Origin of the sequence: Lentzea sp. NPDC004782, assembly GCF_040609115.1 — a bacterium.
GTDB lineage: Bacteria > Actinomycetota > Actinomycetes > Mycobacteriales > Pseudonocardiaceae > Lentzea.
Window position 1 is genome coordinate 15,683 of sequence record NZ_JBEXJN010000068.1, and the last position, 19,438, is coordinate 35,120.

Below are 19,438 nucleotides of genomic sequence, written 5' to 3' on the forward strand. Positions count from 1 at the left end.
ACCCCATGACCACGTCCAAGCAGGATCGCGTTTCCGCCCTGCCCGCGCACCTGCGGGAACAACTCCGCAAGCGTCTCGCGGGCGCCGTGGCCGCCACCCCGGTGATCCCGGCGGTGCCGCGCACGGGACCGTTGCCCACCTCTCCCGCCCAGCACCGGTTGTGGCTGCTCGACCGGCTGCGTCCAGGCTGCAACGACCACAACTCCGGGCGTGCACTGCGGTTTCGCGGTCCGCTCGACGTGCCGAGGCTTGCGCGGTGTGTGCAGAAGCTGGTGGACCGGCACGAGGCGTTGCGCACCACCTTCGCCGAACGCGACGGCGCCGCCGTGCAGATCGTGCATCCAGCTCGCGACTTCGACGTGCCTGTTGTCGACGAGTGCGACCTGACCGCGGAGTTCGCGCGGTCCTACGACCTGGAGCGCGGGCCGTTGTTCCGCGCGCTGATCGTGCGGTTCGGGCCGCAGGACCACGTGCTGATGCTCGGCGCGCACCACATCGTGACCGACGGCTGGTCGCTCGGTGTGCTGACCGAGGAGCTGGCCGCGCTGTACCGCGGTGAGCGGTTGCCGGAGCTGTCGATCCAGTACGCGGACTTCGCGGCGTGGCACCGGGAGCAGCGCTGGGACGACGCGCTGGGGCGGTGGGAGGAACGGCTCGCCGGGCTGTCGCCGTTGGAGCTGCCGACCGACCGGCCGCGGCCTGCTGAACGCAGTGGCGCGGGCGCGGCACATCGGTTCGTCGTGCCCGCCGCGGTCACCGGTGGCCTGGAGCGGGTCGCACGAGAGCACGACACCACGTTGTTCGGCACGCTGATGGCGGCCTGCCAGGTGTTGTTCGCCCGCTACAGCGGCCAGTCCGACGTGGCGCTCGGCACGGTCACCTCCGGCCGGACGCGCCCCGAGCTCAACCGCGTCGTGGGGTTCTTCGTCGCCACGGCCGTCGTCCGCTCCACTGTGGATGGTGCGTTCACCGACCTGCTGCGGCAGGACCACGCGCTGCACGACGAGGTGCCGTTCGAGAAGCTGGTGGACGCGGTCGGCGCGAACCGCGACGCGAGCCGCAACCCGCTGTTCGACGTGATGGTGTTGCTGCAGAACACCGAACGCGGTCTGCCGGCGTTCCCCGGGCTCACCGTCGAGGACGTGCCGGTCGAGCGGTGGGCGGCGGACTTCGACCTGACCGTGGAGTTCACGCCGTGCGGCGACGAGCTGGAGTGCGTGCTGGAGTACAGCACCGACCTGTTCGACGCGGCGACCGTGCAGCGGCTCGGCGAGCACCTGCTCGTGCTGCTCGGCGGTGTGGCCGAAGACCCGTCGCGGCCGGTGCACGCCCTGCCGCTGGCCACGAGGGCCGAGCTGGATCGCATGCGGGAGTGGAACTCCACCGCGCTCGACGCGCCCGTGACGACGTTCACCGCAATCTTCGAGGCGCAGGTTCGCCGCACGCCGCACGCCACCGCGCTGGTCTGCGGCGCGGAGACGTCGACCTACGCCGAACTCGACGCGCGGGCGAACAGGCTGGCGCACTGGCTGATCGCGCAGGGCGTGCGGCCGGAGCAGGTGGTCGGGGTCTCGTTGCCCCGCACGACGGACGCGATCGTGGCGATGCTGGCGGTGTTGAAGGCAGGCGCGGTCCACCTGCCGATCGACCCGGGTCTGCCGCGTGATCGCCAGGAGCACCTGCGCGTTGACGCCGGTGCCGTGCTGGTGCTCGACGCGCTGCCGGACACCGGCGAGCTGCCGGCGGCCGCCCCGGCGGTGCGGATCCTGCCGTCCCAGGCCGCCTACGTCATCTACACCTCCGGCTCGACCGGCACACCGAAGGGTGTCGTGGTCGAACACCGGAACCTGGTGAACCTCCTGCACAGCCACGTCGCGGACTTCGCGGGCGGCGAACGGATGCGTGCCGCGCTGAGCGCCGTGTTCTCGTTCGACACGTCGTGGGAGGGCCCGGTGCTGATGGCCGCCGGGCACGAACTGCACCTGCTGGGCGACGACGTGCGGCTCGACGCGGACGCTCTCGTCTCCTACGTCGGCGAGCACCGGATCGACTTCCTCGACCTGACGCCGTCCTACCTGCGACAGCTCATCCCGGCGGGGCTGCTGGAACACCACCCGCGCGTGCTGATGCTCGGCGGCGAGGCGCTGGGCGAACGGCTCTGGCGCGAACTGGCCGGCACCAACGCCCACAACTTCTACGGCCCGACGGAATGCACGGTCGACGCGGTGTCGTGCCGGGTCGAGGGTGACCGGCCGGTGATCGGCAGACCACTGCGCAACCTGCAGGCGCACGTGCTCGACGCGGACCTGCGGCCGGTGCCGGTCGGCGTGGCCGGTGAGCTCCACCTGGCCGGCGCTCAGGTCGCGCGGGGCTATCTCGGGCAGCCGGGCCTGACCGCGTCGCGGTTCCTCGCGAACCCGTTCGACGTTGATGATTCTTCTGGGGCACGGATGTACCGCACGGGCGACCGGGTGCGGTGGACGGCCGAGGGGCAGCTCGAGTACCTGGGGCGGGTCGACGACCAGGTGAAGATCCGCGGGTTCCGCATCGAGCCCGGCGAGGTCGAGGCCGCTCTCGTGCGGCATCCCGACGTCACGGACGCGGTGGTCATCGCGCGCGATGACCGGCTCGTCGGCTACGTCGTCGGCACACGAGCGGATCTCCGTCCCTGGCTGAAGGACAGCCTGCCGGACTACATGGTGCCGTCCGCGTTCGTCACACTCGACCGGTTGCCGTTGACGGCCAACGGCAAGGTGGACCGAAAGGCGCTGCCCGCTCCCGTGCCGCGGCGGGAGGAGTTCCAGGCGCCGCGCACGCCCGCCGAGGAGACGCTGGCGGGCATCTGGTCCGAGGTGCTGGGTGTCGGGCACGTCGGCGTGGGCGACAACTTCTTCGGACTCGGCGGTGACTCGATCCTCGCCATCCAGCTGGTGTCCCGGGCTCGGCGGGCAGGGCTCCAGCTCTCGTCGCGCGACGTGTTCCGGCACCAGACCGTGGCCGAGCTGGCACTCGTGGCGGCGCCCGCCGTCGAGGCGGAGATCGCGCACGTCGAGGGTCCGGCGCCGCTGACGCCGATCCAGCGGTGGTTCTTCGAGCACGACGGCGGCACCGACTACGCCATGTCGCTCGCCGTCGACGTCCCGTCCGATGTGGACGTGCAACGCGCGTTGGACGTCGTTGTGGCGCATCACGAAGCCCTGCGCCTGCGGTTCGCCGGCGGACGGATGGAGCTCGGCGCACGCCCGCCGGTGCTGGAGGTCGCCGACGAGTTCGAGCACCGCGACTTCGACCTCGCCAACGGACCGTTGTTGCGCGCGGTGCTGGTGGGGACGAGGCTGTACCTGTCCGCGCACCACCTGATCGTCGACGGGGTGTCGTGGCGGATCCTGCTGGAGGACCTCGCGAGGGCGTGGCACGGTCAGCAGCTCGACCCGCCGACGATGCCGTTCACGCGGTGGGCGCACCATCTCACGCACCAGGACTTCCGCGACGCGTTGCCGCACTGGCGCCGTCAGCCGACCGGTGGCGTGGCGGACGGAGAGCGCCGCAGCTTCACGGTGAGCCTGGACGCCGAGACGACAGCGGCGTTGCTGCACGACGTCCCCGGCATCTACCACACGCAGATCAACGACGTGCTGCTCGCCGCGCTCGGCCGCGCGGAGCTGACGCTGGAGGGACACGGCCGGGACGTGCTCGACGCCGACGTGTCCCGGACGATCGGCTGGTTCACCACCCAGTTCCCGGTCTCCCTGGACTTCCCGGACGGCGACTGGGGCGTGGTGCTCAAGTCGGTCAAGGAACAGCTGCGCGCGATCCCGCACAAGGGCCTGTCGTACGAGGCGTTGCGGTATCTCACGCCGGACAGCGGCCTGAGCGGCGAGCTGCCGGATCTGTGCTTCAACTACCACGGTCAGTTCGCCGGAGGCCACGAAGTCCCCGGACCCGATCTCGCCCGGCACCCGGTCGAGGTCAACGGCGTGGTGGCCGACGGGTGCCTGCGGTTGACGTGGTCGTACACCGGTGAGAGCCCGCGGGCCGAGGCCGAGCGGATGCTGGTGTCGTTGCGGGAGATCGTCGAACACTGCCGTACGAGCACCGGCGGCCACACGCCCTCGGACTTCCCGCTGGCCCGCCTCACCCAGGAGCAGGTCGACGCGCTGCCGGCCGACGTCGAGGACGTCTACCCGCTCACGCCGCTGCAGTCCGGCATGCTGTTCCACCACCTGCTCGACCCGAGCGCGTACGTCGACCGGCTGGAGCTGGTGCTCGACGGCGTCGACGACCCGGAGGCGTTGCGCGCGGCCTGGCGCCGGGTGATCGCCCGCACACCGGTCCTGCGCACGAGCATCGTCTGGGAGGGCGTGGACGAGCCGGTGCAGGTGGTGCACCGCGAAGCGTCTCCGTTGCTGCGCATCGACGTCACACCGGTGAGCGGTTCTCGCGTGCGCATGGTGTGGGAATCGCACCACGTGCTGCTGGACGGCTGGAGCACCGCGCAGGTGTTCGCCGAGGTCGTCGCGGAGTACCGCGGCGAGCCGGCGTCCACCCGCCGTCCGTTCCGCGACTACCTGCGGTGGCTGGCCGAGCAGGACACGCCGGCCGCGCAACGGTACTGGCGCGAGGTGCTCGACGGGGCCGAGCCCACTGCACTGCCGTACGACCGCAAGCCCACCGAGGCCCATCGGGCCGAGTCGACCGAGTCCATCACCGTGTCGTTGTCCACAGAGGACTCCGAGGCGTTGCGCGCGGCCACCCGCGAGCACGGCATCACGGTCAACACGGTGGTGCAGGGCGCGTGGGCGGTGCTGCTGGCCCGGCACAGCGGCACTCACGACGTCGTCTTCGGCACGACCGTGTCCGGGCGTCCCGCCGAGCTGCCCGGCGTCGAGTCGATGATCGGCATGTTCATCAACACCGTGCCCACCCGGATCGGCGTGGCCGATGACCAGCCTGCCGTCGAATGGTTGCGTTCGTTGCAGCACGCGCAGAGCGAGGCGCGCGCGTTCGAGCACATCTCGCTGGCGCAGCTCGGCGGCGGGTTGTTCGACAGCGTCGTGGTGTTCGAGAACTACCCGTTCGACCGCGAGTCCACGGCCGGACCGCGCGTCGTGGAGGTCACCGCGACCGACACGACCAACCTGCCGATCACGCTCACCGCGCACCTCGGCGACCGGCTGAGCTTCGACCTCGCCTACGACCCGCACCTGTTCGGCGAAGCCACCGCGCGGAGGTTGAGCGAACGGCTGCACGTCCTGCTCAGCGGTATCGCCACCGATCCCCGCCGGCCGGTCGGCGCGCTGCCGTGGACCGTGCCGGGCGAGCTCGACCTGGACGCGTGGACCGAGCTGGAGACGTCCGGCGAGCTCTACCACGAGGTCTTCGCCCGGCAGGCCGCCGCGACACCGGACGCGATCGCGGTGTGGCCGCACACGTTCGCCGAGGTCAACGCCGCCGCGAACCGGTTGGCGCACAAGCTGGTCGCGGACGGCGCCGGACCGGAACGACTCGTCGGCCTCGCCCTGCCGCGTCAGGACGTGGTGGTCGCGCTGCTGGCGGTGCTGAAGGCCGGTGCCGCGTACCTGCCGATCGACCGCGACCTCCCGCCCGGCCGCCGGGAGCGCCTCCTCGCCGACGCGAAACCCGTGCTGGTGCTGGACGAGCTGCCCGACGTCAGCGCGTTCCCCGCGCACGACCCGGACGTGGAGGTGCTGCCCGGGCACCCGGCCTACGTGATCTACACGTCCGGGTCGACCGGGACGCCGAAGGGCGTGGTGATCGAGCACGCCCAGCTCGCGAACCTCTGCGCCGACCACCGGGCGACCCTGATACCTGATGCACCGCAACGGTTCGCGCTCACCGCGGCGTTCTCGTTCGACACGTCGTGGGAGGGCCTGCTGTTCCTCGCCGCCGGGCACGAGCTGCACGTGATCGGCGAGGACCTGCGGCTCGACCCGCCCGCGCTGGTGCGGTACGTCCGCGAGCACGACATCGACGTGATGGACGTGACGCCGACGTACGCGCGCCAGCTCCTCCCGGCCGGGCTGCTCGACGCCGGGCTGCGGACGCTGATGCTCGGCGGTGAGGCCGTGGACGAGTCGCTGTGGCAGGAAGTGCGCGAGATCGGCCTCAACTACTACGGCCCGACCGAGTTTGCAGTCGACGCCACGTACTGCGCGCTCGCCGACCACGACCGGCCGGTGATCGGCAAGCCGGGTCACAACGTGCGTGCGTACGTGCTGGACGACGACTTGCGTCCGGTCCCGGCGGGTGTGCCGGGTGAGCTGTTCCTGGCGGGCGCGCAGGTGGCCCGCGGCTACCTGGGCCGCGCGGGCCTGACGGCCCAGCGGTTCGTGGCGAACCCGTTCGAACAGGGCACGCGCATGTACGCCACCGGCGACCGCGTGCGGTGGCTGGCGAACGGGATGCTCGACTACCTCGGCCGCACCGACGACCAGGTCAAGATCCGCGGCATCCGGATCGAGCCGGGCGAGATCGTCGCCGCGCTGCTGGACGTGCCCGGTGTCGAGCAGGCCGCCGTGGTGGCGGTGGACGACCGGCTCGTCGCCTACCTCGTCGGCTCGCCATCGGTGGACGTCCGGGCTGCGCTGAGCGCGGTGTTGCCCACCCACCTGGTGCCGGCGGCGTTCGTGGAACTGGCCGAGCTGCCGGTGACCTCCAGCGGCAAACTGGACCGCAAGGCGTTGCCCGCGCCCGAGTTCACCTCGGCCGGGTTCGTGGCGCCGCGCACCGACGCCGAACGCGTGGTCGCCGCCGCCTGGACGGATGTGCTGGGCGTGGACCGGGTCGGCGCCCAGGACGACTTCTTCGCGCTGGGCGGAGACTCGATCCTGAGCATCCGGGTCGTCGCGCGGCTGCGGGCGGCGTTCGGGGTGCAGGTGTCGCCGCGGGTGCTGTTCCAGCACCCCACCGTGGCGCAGCTGGCGGAGGCGTTGCGGGACGGTGACTCCGCGACGATTCCGGTGGTACCGCGAACGGAAGTTCCGCAGTCGTTCGCCCAGGGGCGGCTGTGGTTCCTGGACCAGTTCGAGGCCGGCGGCACGGAGTACATCACCCCGACGGCGTTGCGGTTGCGCGGTCCGCTGGACGTGCGGAGGCTGAGCGCGGCGCTGACGGCGTTGGTGGCGCGGCACGAGTCGCTGCGCACGACGTTCACCGACGGCGTGCAGATCATCGGCGAGCCGTACGAGGTGCGGCTGCGACCGGAGGAGGGCGACCTCGACACCGTCCTGCTGGAGGAGACCACAACGCCGTTCGACCTGCGCACCGGTCCGTTGCTGCGCACGCGGCTGGTTCGAGCCGGTGCCGACGAGCACGTGCTGGTGCTGACGTTGCACCACATCGTCACCGACGGATGGTCGACCGCGGTGCTCACCGGCGACCTGGCCGCGCTGTACGAGGGACGGGAGCTGCCGGAGCTGCCCGTGCAGTACGCGGACTTCGCGGTGTGGCAGCGCGGCCTCGACCTCGGCGCGCAGCAGCGGTACTGGCGGGAGCAGCTCGCCGGGGTGGCACCGCTGGAGCTGCCGACCGATCGGCCCCGGCCCGCCGTCCGCACCACGTCCGGTGCCGTGCACGAGTTCGAGCTGCCGGTCGCGGGACTGCGTGACGGCGGCACCACGTTGTTCATGACGCTCGTGGCGGCCTGCCAGCTGCTGTTCGCCCGATACGGCGGGCAGTCCGACGTCGCCGTGGGCACGGTGACGTCCGGGCGCGACCGGGCCGAGCTGGAGAACGTGACCGGGCTCTTCGTGAACACGCTCGTTTTGCGGTCCACTGTGGACTCCAAGCCGTTCCGCGAGTTCCTGGCCGACGTGCGGCAGACGGTGCTGGACGCGTTCGCGCATCAGGACCTGCCGTTCGAACGGGTCGTGGAGGCCGCGGGGCCGGACCGCGATCCGAGCCGCAACCCGCTGTTCGACGTGATGGTGCTGCTGCAGAACACCGCGGACGAGGTCCCGGAGATCGCCGGCCTCGCGGTCGAGGAGGTGCGGCTGCCGGTCGTCACGTCGACGTGCGACCTGACGTTCGAGTTCCAGGAACGCGGTGACGTGCTGCGCGGCGCGGTCGAGTACAACCCCGATCTCTTCGACGCGGCCACGATCGAACGGATGACCGGGCATCTCGTGATGCTGCTGGGTGACGTCGCCGCCGGCCGCGAGCCGTCGCTGGTCGACGAAGGCACGCTGCAGGCGGGTCCGGTACTGGAAGTCTCCGATCCACCGTTCCCGCACCTCTTCGCGCGGCAGGCTCGGCGCACGCCGGACGCCACCGCGCTGGTCGCCGACGAGTCCTTCACGTTCGCGGAGCTCAACGCGCGGGCCAACCGGTTGGCGCACCGGCTGATCGCGGGAGGCGCGGGGCCGGAACGCCTGGTGGCGCTGCGGTTGCCGCGCTCGGCGGACCTCGTGGTGGCGCTGCTCGCCGTGCTCAAGTCGGGCGCGGCCTACCTGCCCGTGGATCGCGAGCTGCCCGCCGAACGCGTCGAACTGCTGCTGCAGGACGCACAGCCGGTCGTCGTGCTGGACGAGGTCGGCGGCCTGGACGCGTTCCCCGACACCGATCCCGTCGTGGAGATCGACCCGGCGAGCACCGCGTACGTGATCTACACCTCCGGGTCGACCGGCACGCCGAAGGGTGTCGCGGTCGAGCACCGCAATCTCACGAACCTCGTGGCACACCACCGGGAGCTTTTCGGCTCGCGGGTCCTCCGGGTCGCGCACACCGCGCTGTTCTCGTTCGACACGGCGCTGGAAGGGCTCGCTCTGCTGGCGTGCGGTCACGAGCTGCACCTGGTCCCCGACGACGTGCGCCTCGACGCGGTGGCACTCGTGGAGCGTTCCCGCGGTGTCGACGTGCTCGATGCCACGCCGGCCCACATGCGGGCACTCATCGCCGCCGGCCTGCTGGACCGGGCGCCGGAGATCATCACGATCGGCGGCGAAGCGGTGCCGCCGGATCTGTGGGAGCAGCTCGGTGAGGTCCGGGCGTACAACTTCTACGGCCCCACCGAGTGCACGGTCGACGCGACCTCGTGCCGGATCGGCGGCCCGCGACCGGTGATCGGACGCCCGCTGGCCAACCAGCGGGCGTACGTTTTGGACGACGAGCTGCGGCCGGTTCCGGCAGGCGTGCCGGGTGAGCTCTTCGTGGCAGGCGCCCAGGTGGCACGTGGCTATCTCGGCCGTCCCGGGCTGACCGCGCAGCGGTTCCTCGCGGATCCGTTCACCGCGGGCCGGATGTACCGGACGGGCGACCGGGTGCGGTGGACCGACGACGGGCAGCTGGAGTTCCTCGGCCGGGCCGACGACCAGCTCAAGATCCGCGGCTTCCGGGTCGAGCCCGGTGAGGTCGAAGCGGTGCTGCTGCGGCATCCGGACGTCTCGGCGGCGGTCGTCGTCGGCCGGGACACGCGGCTGGTGGCCTACGTCGTGGGCACCGCCGACCTCGACGACTGGGCGCGCAGGTTCCTGCCGGCGCACCTGGTGCCGTCGGCGTTCGTTTCGCTGGCAGCGCTGCCGCTCACGCCCAGCGGCAAGGTGGATCGCCGCGCGTTGCCCGAACCGCGGTTCGCACCACGTCGGTTCGTCGCGCCGCGCACCGGAAGGGAAGTCCTCTTGGCCCGGACCTGGGCCGAGGTGCTGGGGCTCGAGACCGTCGGGACCGAGGACAACTTCTTCGCGCTCGGCGGTGACTCGATCCTCAGCATGCAGGTGGTGGCCCGAGCCCGGGCTCACGGTCTGATGATCACGTCGAAGGACGTCTTCGTCCACCAGACCGTCGCCGCGCTCGCCGCCGCCGCGCAGGGGGCACCGGTCCCGGCGTGCCACGACCTGGTCACCGGGCCGGCGCCGCTCACCCCGATCCAGCGCTGGTTCTTCGAGAACGTGGGCCGTGACGACTACACGATGTCGCTGCGCCTCGAACTCGCGCCCGGCACCGACATCGACGCGCTCGCCCGTGCCGTTCGGGTGGTGGCCGAGCACCACGAGGCGTTGCGGCTGAGGTTCGCCGACGGCAGGCAGGAAGCCACGGCACCTCTGCCGGACTTCGGCTCCGCGGGCGGATTCGACCTCGAGCGCGGGCCGTTGTTCCGCGCCACGCTGGTGGACGGCACGTTGCTGCTCGTCGCGCACCACCTGGTGATCGACGCGGTGTCGTGGCGGATTCTGCTCGAGGACCTGGAGACCGCCTATCGCGGCGATCCCCTGCCGCCGGGCACGTTGCCGTTCACGCAGTGGGCGCACCGGCTGAACCGGCGCGCTCCCGAGTTCGCCGACGCTTTGCCGTACTGGCGGTCGATTCCGCTCGGCACGACGAGGCTGCCTTCCGAGCGGCACCACTTCAGCGTGGCGCTGGACGAGGCGACGACCGCGGCCTTGCTGCGCGACGTTCCCGGCGTCTACCACACCAGGATCAACGACGTGCTGCTCAGCGCGCTCGGCAAGGCCGTCTCGCCGGTGTTCACGTTGGAGGGCCACGGTCGCGACGACAGCGTGTCGCGCACGATCGGCTGGTTCACCAGCCAGTTCCCGGTGTCGCTCGACCTCCCCGACGGTGACTGGGGTGTCGTGCTCAAGTCCGTCAAGGAACAACTGCGGGCCGTTCCGCACGACGGCCTGTCCTACGAGGTGCTGCGCTACCTCACGCCGGACAGCGGACTGACCGGCGACCTGCCGGAGGTGTGCTTCAACTACCTCGGCCAGTGGGACGACGGCGACGACGACGGGTTGTTCCGCGGTCGCCTGGACACCGGCATCGCGGAGATTCCCACGCATCCGGTGGAGATCACCGCCGCGGTCGAGGGTGGCAGGCTCGTGCTCGACTGGGACCACGGACTGTCCGAAGCCGACGCGCGCCGCCGGGCGGAGGACATGCTCCAGGCGTTGGTGGAGATCGTCGATCACTGCCGCACCAGTTCCGGCGGGCACACGCCGTCCGACTTCCCGCTCGTCCGGCTGACCCAGGAGCAGGTCGACGCACTGGGCGACGTCGAGGACGTCTACCCGTTGACGCCGTTGCAGTCGGGCATGGTGTTCCACAGCATCAATGACGCCGACGCGTACGTCGACCGGCTGGAACTCCTGCTCGACGTCGACCTCGACCGGTTCCGCGCGGCCTGGCAACGGGTGATCGCCCGTACGCCCGCGTTGCGCACGGACGTCGTCTGGGAAGGTGTGGACGAGCCGGTGCAGGTCGTCCGGTGGGAGCAGTCACCCTTGCTGCGCCTGGACTTCTCGCAGGCCGGCGACCGGGTGCGGCTCGTCTGGTCCACCCACCACGTGCTGCTGGACGGGTGGAGCACCGCCGGGGTGTTCGCGGACGTGATCGCCGAGTACCGGGGCGAGCAGCCGGCCACGCGCAGGCCGTTCCGCGACCACCTGCGGTGGCTGTCCGAACAGGACACCGCGGCGGCCGAGACGTACTGGCGCGGCGTGCTGGACGGGTTCACCACCCCGACGCCGCTGCCGTTCGACCGCAAGCCCGGGGGCCCGGCCGAGTCGAGCGCCGTGCTGAGGCGCGATCTGCCACCGGCGGATCTGCGGGAACGCGGACTGACGGTCAACACCGCGGTGCAGGGCGCGTGGGCGTTGTTGCTGGCCCGGTTGAGCGGTGAACGTGACGTGGTGTTCGGCACCACGGTGTCCGGTCGTCGGGCCGAACTGCCCGGCGCCGAGTCGATGATCGGCATGTTCATCAACACCGTGCCGTCGCGGGTGGTCGTCGACTTCGACCAGCCGGTGGCATCGTGGTTGCGCGATCTGCAGGCCCGGCAGAGCGAAGCGCGAGCGCATGACCACGTGTCCCTGGCGCGGCTGGGCGGCGAGCTGTTCCACAGCCTGCTCGCGTTCGAGAACTACCCGGTCGACGCGGACGACGACCTGCGGGTCGAGGTGGTGGAGAGTCGTGACACCACGACGCTGCCGCTCGCCGTGCGGGCGCATGCCGACGACGGTGTGTTGCATTTCGAGTTCACCTACGACCCGCGCTTGTTCGACGCGTCCACCATCGAGTCGCTGGCCGACCGGATGGCGTTGGTGCTGCACGACTTCACGTCGAGTCCGGATCTGGCGCTCGCGGACGTGCGGTGGACGACGGTGGAAGAGGACCATCGCGTTCTGGTCGAGTGGAACGGCACCGCCACCGGGCGGCCTGCCGCCACGCTGCCGGAGCTGTTCGAGGCCCGGGTCGCGCGCACCCCTGACCGGGTGGCGGTCGGCGACCTGACCTATGCCGAGCTCGACGCCCGTGCGAACCAACTGGCACACCTGCTGATCGAGGCGGGGGCCGCACCGGAGCGGTTCGTCGGGTTGCGGATGCCGCGCGGCACCGACCTGGTGGTGGCGATCCTCGGCGTGCTCAAGTCCGGCGCGGCGTACCTGCCGATCGACCTGAGCTACCCGCCCGACCGCGTGGCGCGGATGCTCGAGGACGCCGCGCCGGTGGTGGTGCTCGAGTCGCTGCCCGAGCTGAGCGGCTGTCCGGACACCGCCCCCGTCACTCCACTCAGGACAGATAACCCGGCGTACGTCATCTACACGTCCGGATCGACGGGCGTGCCGAAGGGCGTGGTCGTGCCGCACGCGAACGTGGTGCGGCTGTTCGAGCGGACCGCTCAGTGGTTCTCCTTCGACGAGACCGACGTGTGGACGTTGTTCCACTCGTGCGCCTTCGACTTCTCGGTGTGGGAGCTGTGGGGTCCGCTGCTGCACGGCGGCCGGCTGGTCGTCGTACCGCACGAGGTGTCGCGCTCGCCACGGGCGTTCCTGCAGCTCCTGCACGACGAGCAGGTCACGGTGCTCAACCAGACGCCGTCGGCCTTCTACCAGCTGATGGCCCAGGAGCAGGTGCCGCTGTCGCTGCGCTACGTGATCTTCGGCGGCGAGGCGCTCGACCTGTCGCGGCTCTCGACCTGGTACGCGCACCACGACGCACAGCTCGTGAACATGTACGGCATCACCGAGACGACCGTGCACGTCTCGTACCTTGCGCTCGATCCCGCGCTGGCGGCCCAAGCGCCTGGCAGCCTGATCGGCACCGGCATCCCGGACCTGCGGATCTACCTGCTGGACGAGCACCTGCGGCCGGTGCCGCCGGGCGTGGTCGGCGAGATGTACGTGGCGGGCGAGGGGCTGGCGCGCGGTTACCTGAACCGGCCGGGCCTGACCGCGTCGCGGTTCGTCGCGAACCCGTTCGGTGCGGGGCGCATGTACCGGACCGGCGACCTCGCGCGGTGGCGGTCAGGTGAGCTGGAGTACCTCGGCCGGGCCGACCAGCAGGTGAAGATCCGCGGGTTCCGGATCGAGCTGGGCGAGATCGAGGCCGTGCTGCACCCGGCGGTGGACCAGGTCGCCGTCATCGCGAAGGACCAGCGACTCGTCGCCTACGTCGTCGGTGACACCCCGGTCGACGAGCTGCGTGCCCGAGCCGCAGCGGTGTTGCCGGAGCACGTGGTGCCGTCGGCGTTCGTCCGGCTGGATCGCCTGCCGCTCAACAACAACGGCAAGCTGGACGTTCGGGCGTTGCCGGAGCCCGGCCGGGAGTCCGCCACGGCACGGGAGTTCGTGGAGCCGCGCACGGACGCCGAACGCGCGATCGCCCGCATCTGGGCGGACGTGCTCGGCGTCGACCGGGTCGGTGCCACGGACCGGTTCGTCGAGCTCGGCGGTGACTCGATCAGCAGCATCCGGGTGATCTCCCGGCTGCGGGCGGAGTTCGGCGTCGACCTGACCCCGCGTGACCTGTTCGACCAGCCGACCGTCGAAGGCATCGCCCGCGTGCTGCCCCGGCGCGGCACGACCACGATCCCGGTGGTGCCGCGGGACGGCGGGCTGGAGCTGTCGTTCGCGCAGCAGCGGTTGTGGTTCCTCGACCAGCTCACGCCCGGCGGCACGGAGTACGTGACGCCACTCGCCGTCCGGTTGACCGGTGAGCTCGACGTCCCGGCGCTCTCGGCGGCGATGTCCGCGCTGGTGGCCCGGCACGAATCGCTGCGCACGACGTTCCGCGAGGTCGACGGGCGGGCCGTGCAGGTCGTGCACCCGCCTGCCCCGGTGGAGGTCCCGCTGGCCATCGGCGACGTCGGGGAGATCCTGGCGCGGGAGGCGACCACGCCGTTCGACCTCACGACCGGCCCGCTGCTGCGGCCGTTGCTGATCCGCGTGTCGGCACGCGAGCACGTGCTGGCGCTGACCATGCACCACATCGTCACCGACGGCTGCTCCGGTGGGCTGATCATGGAGGAGCTGAGCGCGCTCTACGCCGGTCAGCCGCTGCCACCGCTGCCCGTGCAGTACGCGGACTTCGCCGCGTGGCAACGATCTCTGCCGCTCGACGAACAGCTCGGCTACTGGCGCACGCAGCTGGCGGCCGTGCCCGCCCTGGAACTGCCGACCGACCGGCCACGCCCGCCCACGCACACCACGAACGGTGCGACGCTGGAGGTCGCGCTGCCCGCCGACGGGCTGCGCACGGTCGCTCGCGGCCAGGACACGACGCTGTTCACCGCACTTGTCGCCGTGTGCACGCTTTTGCTGCGCCGGTGGACCGGGCAGGAGGACATCGCGGTCGGCACCGTGTCGTCCGGGCGGGAACACCCGGAACTGGAGCGGCTCATCGGATTCTTCGTGAACACGCTCACGCTCCGGTCCACAGTGGACGAGTCCGTGAGCTTCGCGGAGTTCCTCGACGGCGTGCGGACGACGGTCAGGGACGCGTTCGCGCATCAGGACGTGCCGTTCGAACGGGTCGTGGACGCGGTGCAGCCCGACCGCGATCCGAGCCGCACCCCGCTGTTCCAGGTGCTGGTGGCGTTGCAGAACGCGCCGAGCCGGGCCGGCTCGCTGCCGGGCCTGGTGGGTGAGGACGTCGACCTGCCGGTGCACACGGCGTCTTTCGACGTGGCGTTCGAGTTCACCGAGATCGACGACTCGCTGCACGGCACGATCACCTACAACACCGACCTGTTCGACCACACCACCGTCGAGCGGCTGGCACGGCATCTGAGCGTGCTGGTGGACGGTGTCGTCGCGGCACCCGCGGTCCCGATGGCCGGGCTGCCGATGCTCACCCCGGCCGAGCTGGACCAGCTGGAGGCGTGGAACGACACGGCGCTCGAGGTCGAGCCCCGCTCGTTCGCTCAGCTCGTCGAACGGCAGGTCGTCCGCACCCCGGACGCTCCCGCGCTGATCCACGCCGAGGGCGAGATCACCTTCGCCGAGCTCGACGCGCGGGCGAACCGGCTCGCCCGGTTGCTCGCCGAGCGCGGCGCCGGCCCGGAGCGGATCGTCGCGGTGCGGCTGCCGCGGTCGGTCGACATCATCGTCACCGAGCTGGCGGTGATGAAGACCGGCGCGGCGTTCCTGCCGATCGATCCGGACTACCCGGCCGAGCGCGTGGAGTTCATGCTGCGCGACTCCGATCCGGTCGTCGTCGTGGACGGTCCGCTGGACGCGAGCGGCTACGACGCCGCGAACCTCGGCGTGCCGGTCGACCTGGCGCAACCGGCCTACGTGATCTACACGTCCGGGTCGACGGGACGGCCGAAGGGCGTGGTGGTCACGCACGCCGGGCTCGCTTCGTTCTCCGCGGCCGAGATCGAGCACTTCCAGGTGCGGCCGGGCGACCGGGTGCTGGAGTTCTCCTCCCCCAGCTTCGACGCGTCCGTCCTGGAGCTGTGCATGTCGCTGCCCGCCGGTGCCGCGCTGGTCGTGCCGCCGGAGGGACCGCTGCTCGGTGACCAGCTCGCGGAGGTGCTGCGGGACAACAAGGTCACGCACGCGTTGATCCCGCCGGTGGCCATGGCGACCGTGCCCGACGTGCCCCAGGAGGAAGGATTGTTGCCCGACTTCCGCACGCTCGTCGTCGGAGGTGACGCCTGCACCGCGGAACTCGTGGCTCGCTGGGCCCCTGGACGCCGGATGATCAACGCCTACGGGCCGACCGAGTCCACTGTGGTCACCTCGTGGAGCGAGGAGCTGCAACCGGGCGGGGTACCGCCGATCGGCAGGCCGTTGCCGAACACTCGCGTGTACGTGCTCGATTCGTTGTTGCGGCCGGTTCCCGTCGGCGTGCCGGGTGAGCTGTACGTCAGCGGCCCCCAGCTGGCCCGCGGATATCTCGGGCGACCGGGGCTGACGGCGGAACGGTTCCTCGCCAATCCCTTCGAACCCGGGCGGATGTACCGCACCGGTGACGTCGTGCGGTGGAACCACGACGGCGAGCTGGAGTTCGTCGGACGCGCGGACGACCAGGTGAAGATCCGCGGCTTCCGCGTCGAGCTGGGCGAGGTCGAGTCGGCACTGCTGCGGCACCCGTCGGTGCGGGAGGCCGTGGTGGTGGCGCAGGGGTTCAGCGGGCACAAGCGGCTGGTGGCCTACGTCGTCGGCGCCGTCGACGGTCTGCGTGAGTTCTTGGCACAGACGCTGCCGGACTACCTGGTGCCATCCGCGTTCGTCCCGGTCGACGAGATCCCGCTGAGTCCCAACGGCAAGGTGGACCGCAAGGCGTTGCCGGTACCGGAGTTCACCTCCACCGGGCACGTTCCACCGCGCGACGAGGTCGAACGCGCGCTCTGCTCGTTGTGGGCGGACGTCCTCGCGGTCCCCGAGGTCGGGGTGGAGGACAACTTCTTCGCGCTCGGCGGCGACTCGATCCTGAGCATCCAGGTCGTGGCCCGCGGCCGCCGTGCCGGACTGCGCTTCACCGCCAGGGACCTGTTCACCCACCAGACGGTCGCGGGGCTCGCGCCGCACGTCACAGGCGAGACCGACACCGGTGAACGGGAGGTCGTGACCGGCGACGTGCCGCTGCTGCCGATCCAGCGGTGGTTCTTCGCGGGAGACCGCACGGCTCCGCACCACTTCAACCAGTCGCACCTGGTGGAGCTGACCGCGGACGTGGACGTCACCGCGCTCCGGCGGTCGCTGGAAGCGCTGGTGCGCCACCACGACGCGCTGCGGATGCGGTTCACGTGCGACGAGTCCGGCTGGCACCAGCACAACCCGCCGTTCGAACCGGTCGACCTGCTGTCCGAGCACCCGCTGGAGGCTCTCGAGCAGGTGGCGGACGAGCTGCACGCGAGCTTCGACCTGGCCCGCGGACCGCTGCTGCGGGCGGCGCTCTTCGGGTCGCGGCGGCTGTTCCTGGTGGCGCACCACCTCGTGGTCGACGGCGTGTCGTGGCGCATCCTGCTGGACGACCTCGACACCGCCTACCACCAGGCGCTGCGGGGAGAGCCGATCGATCTCGGCCGCAAGTCGACCTCGGTGCGCGACTGGGCGGCCAAGCTCGAGTCCTTTGTGGACTCGGGTGCGCTCGACCCCGAGATCGAGCACTGGCGGTCGATCACCGCGTCACCGGTCGACGCTTCCGGCGAGGAGGCAGCGTCGTCGTTCGAACTGAGCGCGGACGACACGGACGCGTTGCTGCGCGGCGCACCCGCCGCCTATCGAACCGGCATCAACGACGTGCTGCTCGCGGCACTGGCGTGGGCGCTCGCGCGGTGGACCGGCACGCCCGCGGTCACGATCGACCTCGAGGGCCACGGGCGCGAGGAAGTGCTCGACGACGTCGACCTGTCCCGGACGGTCGGCTGGTTCACCACGATGTTCCCGGTCGGGCTGGAGGTTTCGGGCTCCTCCTGGCGCGAGCGGGTGAAGTCCGTGCGGCGGCAGCTGCGGCGGGTGCCCGGCAACGGGTTCGGCTACGGCGCGCTGCGCTGGTCGGGTCGTGTGCCGGGCGTCGAGGCGCCGGTGTCGTTCAACTACCTCGGCCAGTTCGACGCGCGTCCGGAGGACAAGTCGTTGTTCGGCGAGGTGCTGCCCGCGACCGGCCGCGACCACATCGACCGCGACCCGCACGTGGTCCAGGTGGTCGGCGAGGTGGCGGACGGGCGGATGACGTTCGGTGTCGTGCACCGCGTTCCCGTCGAGAGTCTGGTCGAGGACTTCGCCTCGGCGTTGCGCGCCATCGCCGCGGACTGCCGGGAGGCGCGATGACCCCGTTGTCGCGCAACCGGAACTACACGGTGCTGTGGACCAGCCAGGCGTTGTCGGAGGTGGGGTTCAACGCCTCCCTGATCGCGTTCCCGCTGGTCGTGCTGATGGTCACCGGTTCGGCGGCGGCGTCGGGCCTGGTGCTCGCCGTCGACGCGGTCGCTCAGCTCGTCGCCGGCCTGCCCGGCGGCGCGCTGGCCGACCGCTGGGACCGTCGGCGGGTCATGCTCTGCTGCGAAGCCGTGCAGGCGGTCGCCGTGGCCAGCCTCGCGGTGGCGTTGTGGCAGGGCATCGCGACCGTGCCGCACATGGTGGTCGTGGCGGCCGTGCTGGGCACCTGCCGGGCGCTCTTCGAACCCGCCGAGGACGCGAGCCTGCCGCGCATCGTGCCCGAGTCCCAACTCGCGTCTGCCGTGTCGCTCAACGCCGCACGGTCGTCCGTCGGGCAGATGGCGGGCACCGCGCTGGGCGGCTTCCTCGTGGCGGTCGGCCGCTGGGTGCCGTTCGCGGTCGACGCCGTGACGCACGCGATGGCGTTCGCGGGCTTGCTCTTCCTGCGAATGCCGCCCTCGCCGCCGGCGGAGCGACGGCACTTCCTCCGCGAGGTGCTCGACGGCCTGCGGTGGGTGCTGGGCAGACCAGAGATGCGCGTGACGGCGTGGTGCGCGGTGACGCTCAACCTGTTCTTCAGCGCCTACTACCTGGTGATCATCGTGCTGGCGCAGTCCCGCGGCGTGCCGTCCGGCGAGATCGGCGTGATGGCCGCGATGCTCGGCGCCGGCGGCGTGCTGGGAGCGTTGATCGCCCCGCGCCTGAGTGCGCTGTTGTCGCCACACCAGGCGATCGCCGGTGTGTTCTGGGCACTGACGGCACTGGCGCCGCTGGCCGTGTTCGTCTCCAACGGCTACCTGATGGGCGCGCTGTTCGCGGGCATGGCCCTGCTCGCACCCACGGCCAACACGGTGATCACCACCTACCAGTTGCTGCGCACACCCGACGAGTTGCGCGGCCGGCTGAGCGGCGTCATGAACGTCGTCGTCGGCACGGCCGCGGCCCTCGGCCCCGCACTCGGCGGTGTGCTGGCCCAACTGCTCCCGGGTTCAGGCGCGGTGCTGCTGTGCGCGGGCGGCATCGCGGTCATCACGGTGCTGGTCACCGTGCATCCCGTTCTCCGCGCGTATCCACGAAAGGACGTCATGGCATGAGGGACGACATCGAGTACCAGGTCCTCGTCAACGACGAGGAGCAGTACTCGCTCTGGCCCGCGACGCACGAGGTGCCCGCGGGATGGCGCCCGGACGGGTTCCGCGGCACCAAGGACGAGTGCTCCGCCCACGTGGACGAGGTGTGGACCGACATGAGGCCGCGCAGCCTGCGCGAACGCATGGCCGCGGGATGACGGGTGTGCCGCCCGGCCACTGCGG

Annotated in this window: 3 protein-coding genes; all 3 read left to right on the plus strand. The window is 71.2% G+C overall.

Going from position 1 to position 19,438, the window contains the following annotated elements; genetic code table 11:
• Positions 1–5: 5 nt before the first annotated feature.
• Genes ABZV40_RS39695 through ABZV40_RS39705 form a run of 3 tightly spaced genes read left to right on the plus strand, consistent with a single transcriptional unit; the run spans position 6 to position 19,413 of the window.
• Positions 6–18,017: a non-ribosomal peptide synthase/polyketide synthase gene (locus ABZV40_RS39695; protein ID WP_355454202.1), complete on the plus strand. Its 18,012-nt coding sequence runs from the start codon at positions 6–8 to the stop codon at positions 18,015–18,017.
• Positions 18,014–19,219 (plus strand): MFS transporter, encoded by a 1,206-nt coding sequence (locus tag ABZV40_RS39700; RefSeq protein ID WP_355454204.1) that lies wholly within the window; start codon positions 18,014–18,016, stop codon positions 19,217–19,219. The genes ABZV40_RS39695 and ABZV40_RS39700 overlap by 4 nt, the downstream gene beginning before the upstream one ends.
• Positions 19,216–19,413 carry an MbtH family NRPS accessory protein gene (locus tag ABZV40_RS39705; protein WP_355454206.1) on the plus strand — a complete coding sequence of 66 codons (198 nt, stop codon included), beginning with the start codon at positions 19,216–19,218 and terminating at the stop codon, positions 19,411–19,413. Before ABZV40_RS39700 ends, ABZV40_RS39705 begins: the two co-directional genes overlap by 4 nt.
• The last annotated feature ends 25 nt before the right edge of the window (positions 19,414–19,438 follow it).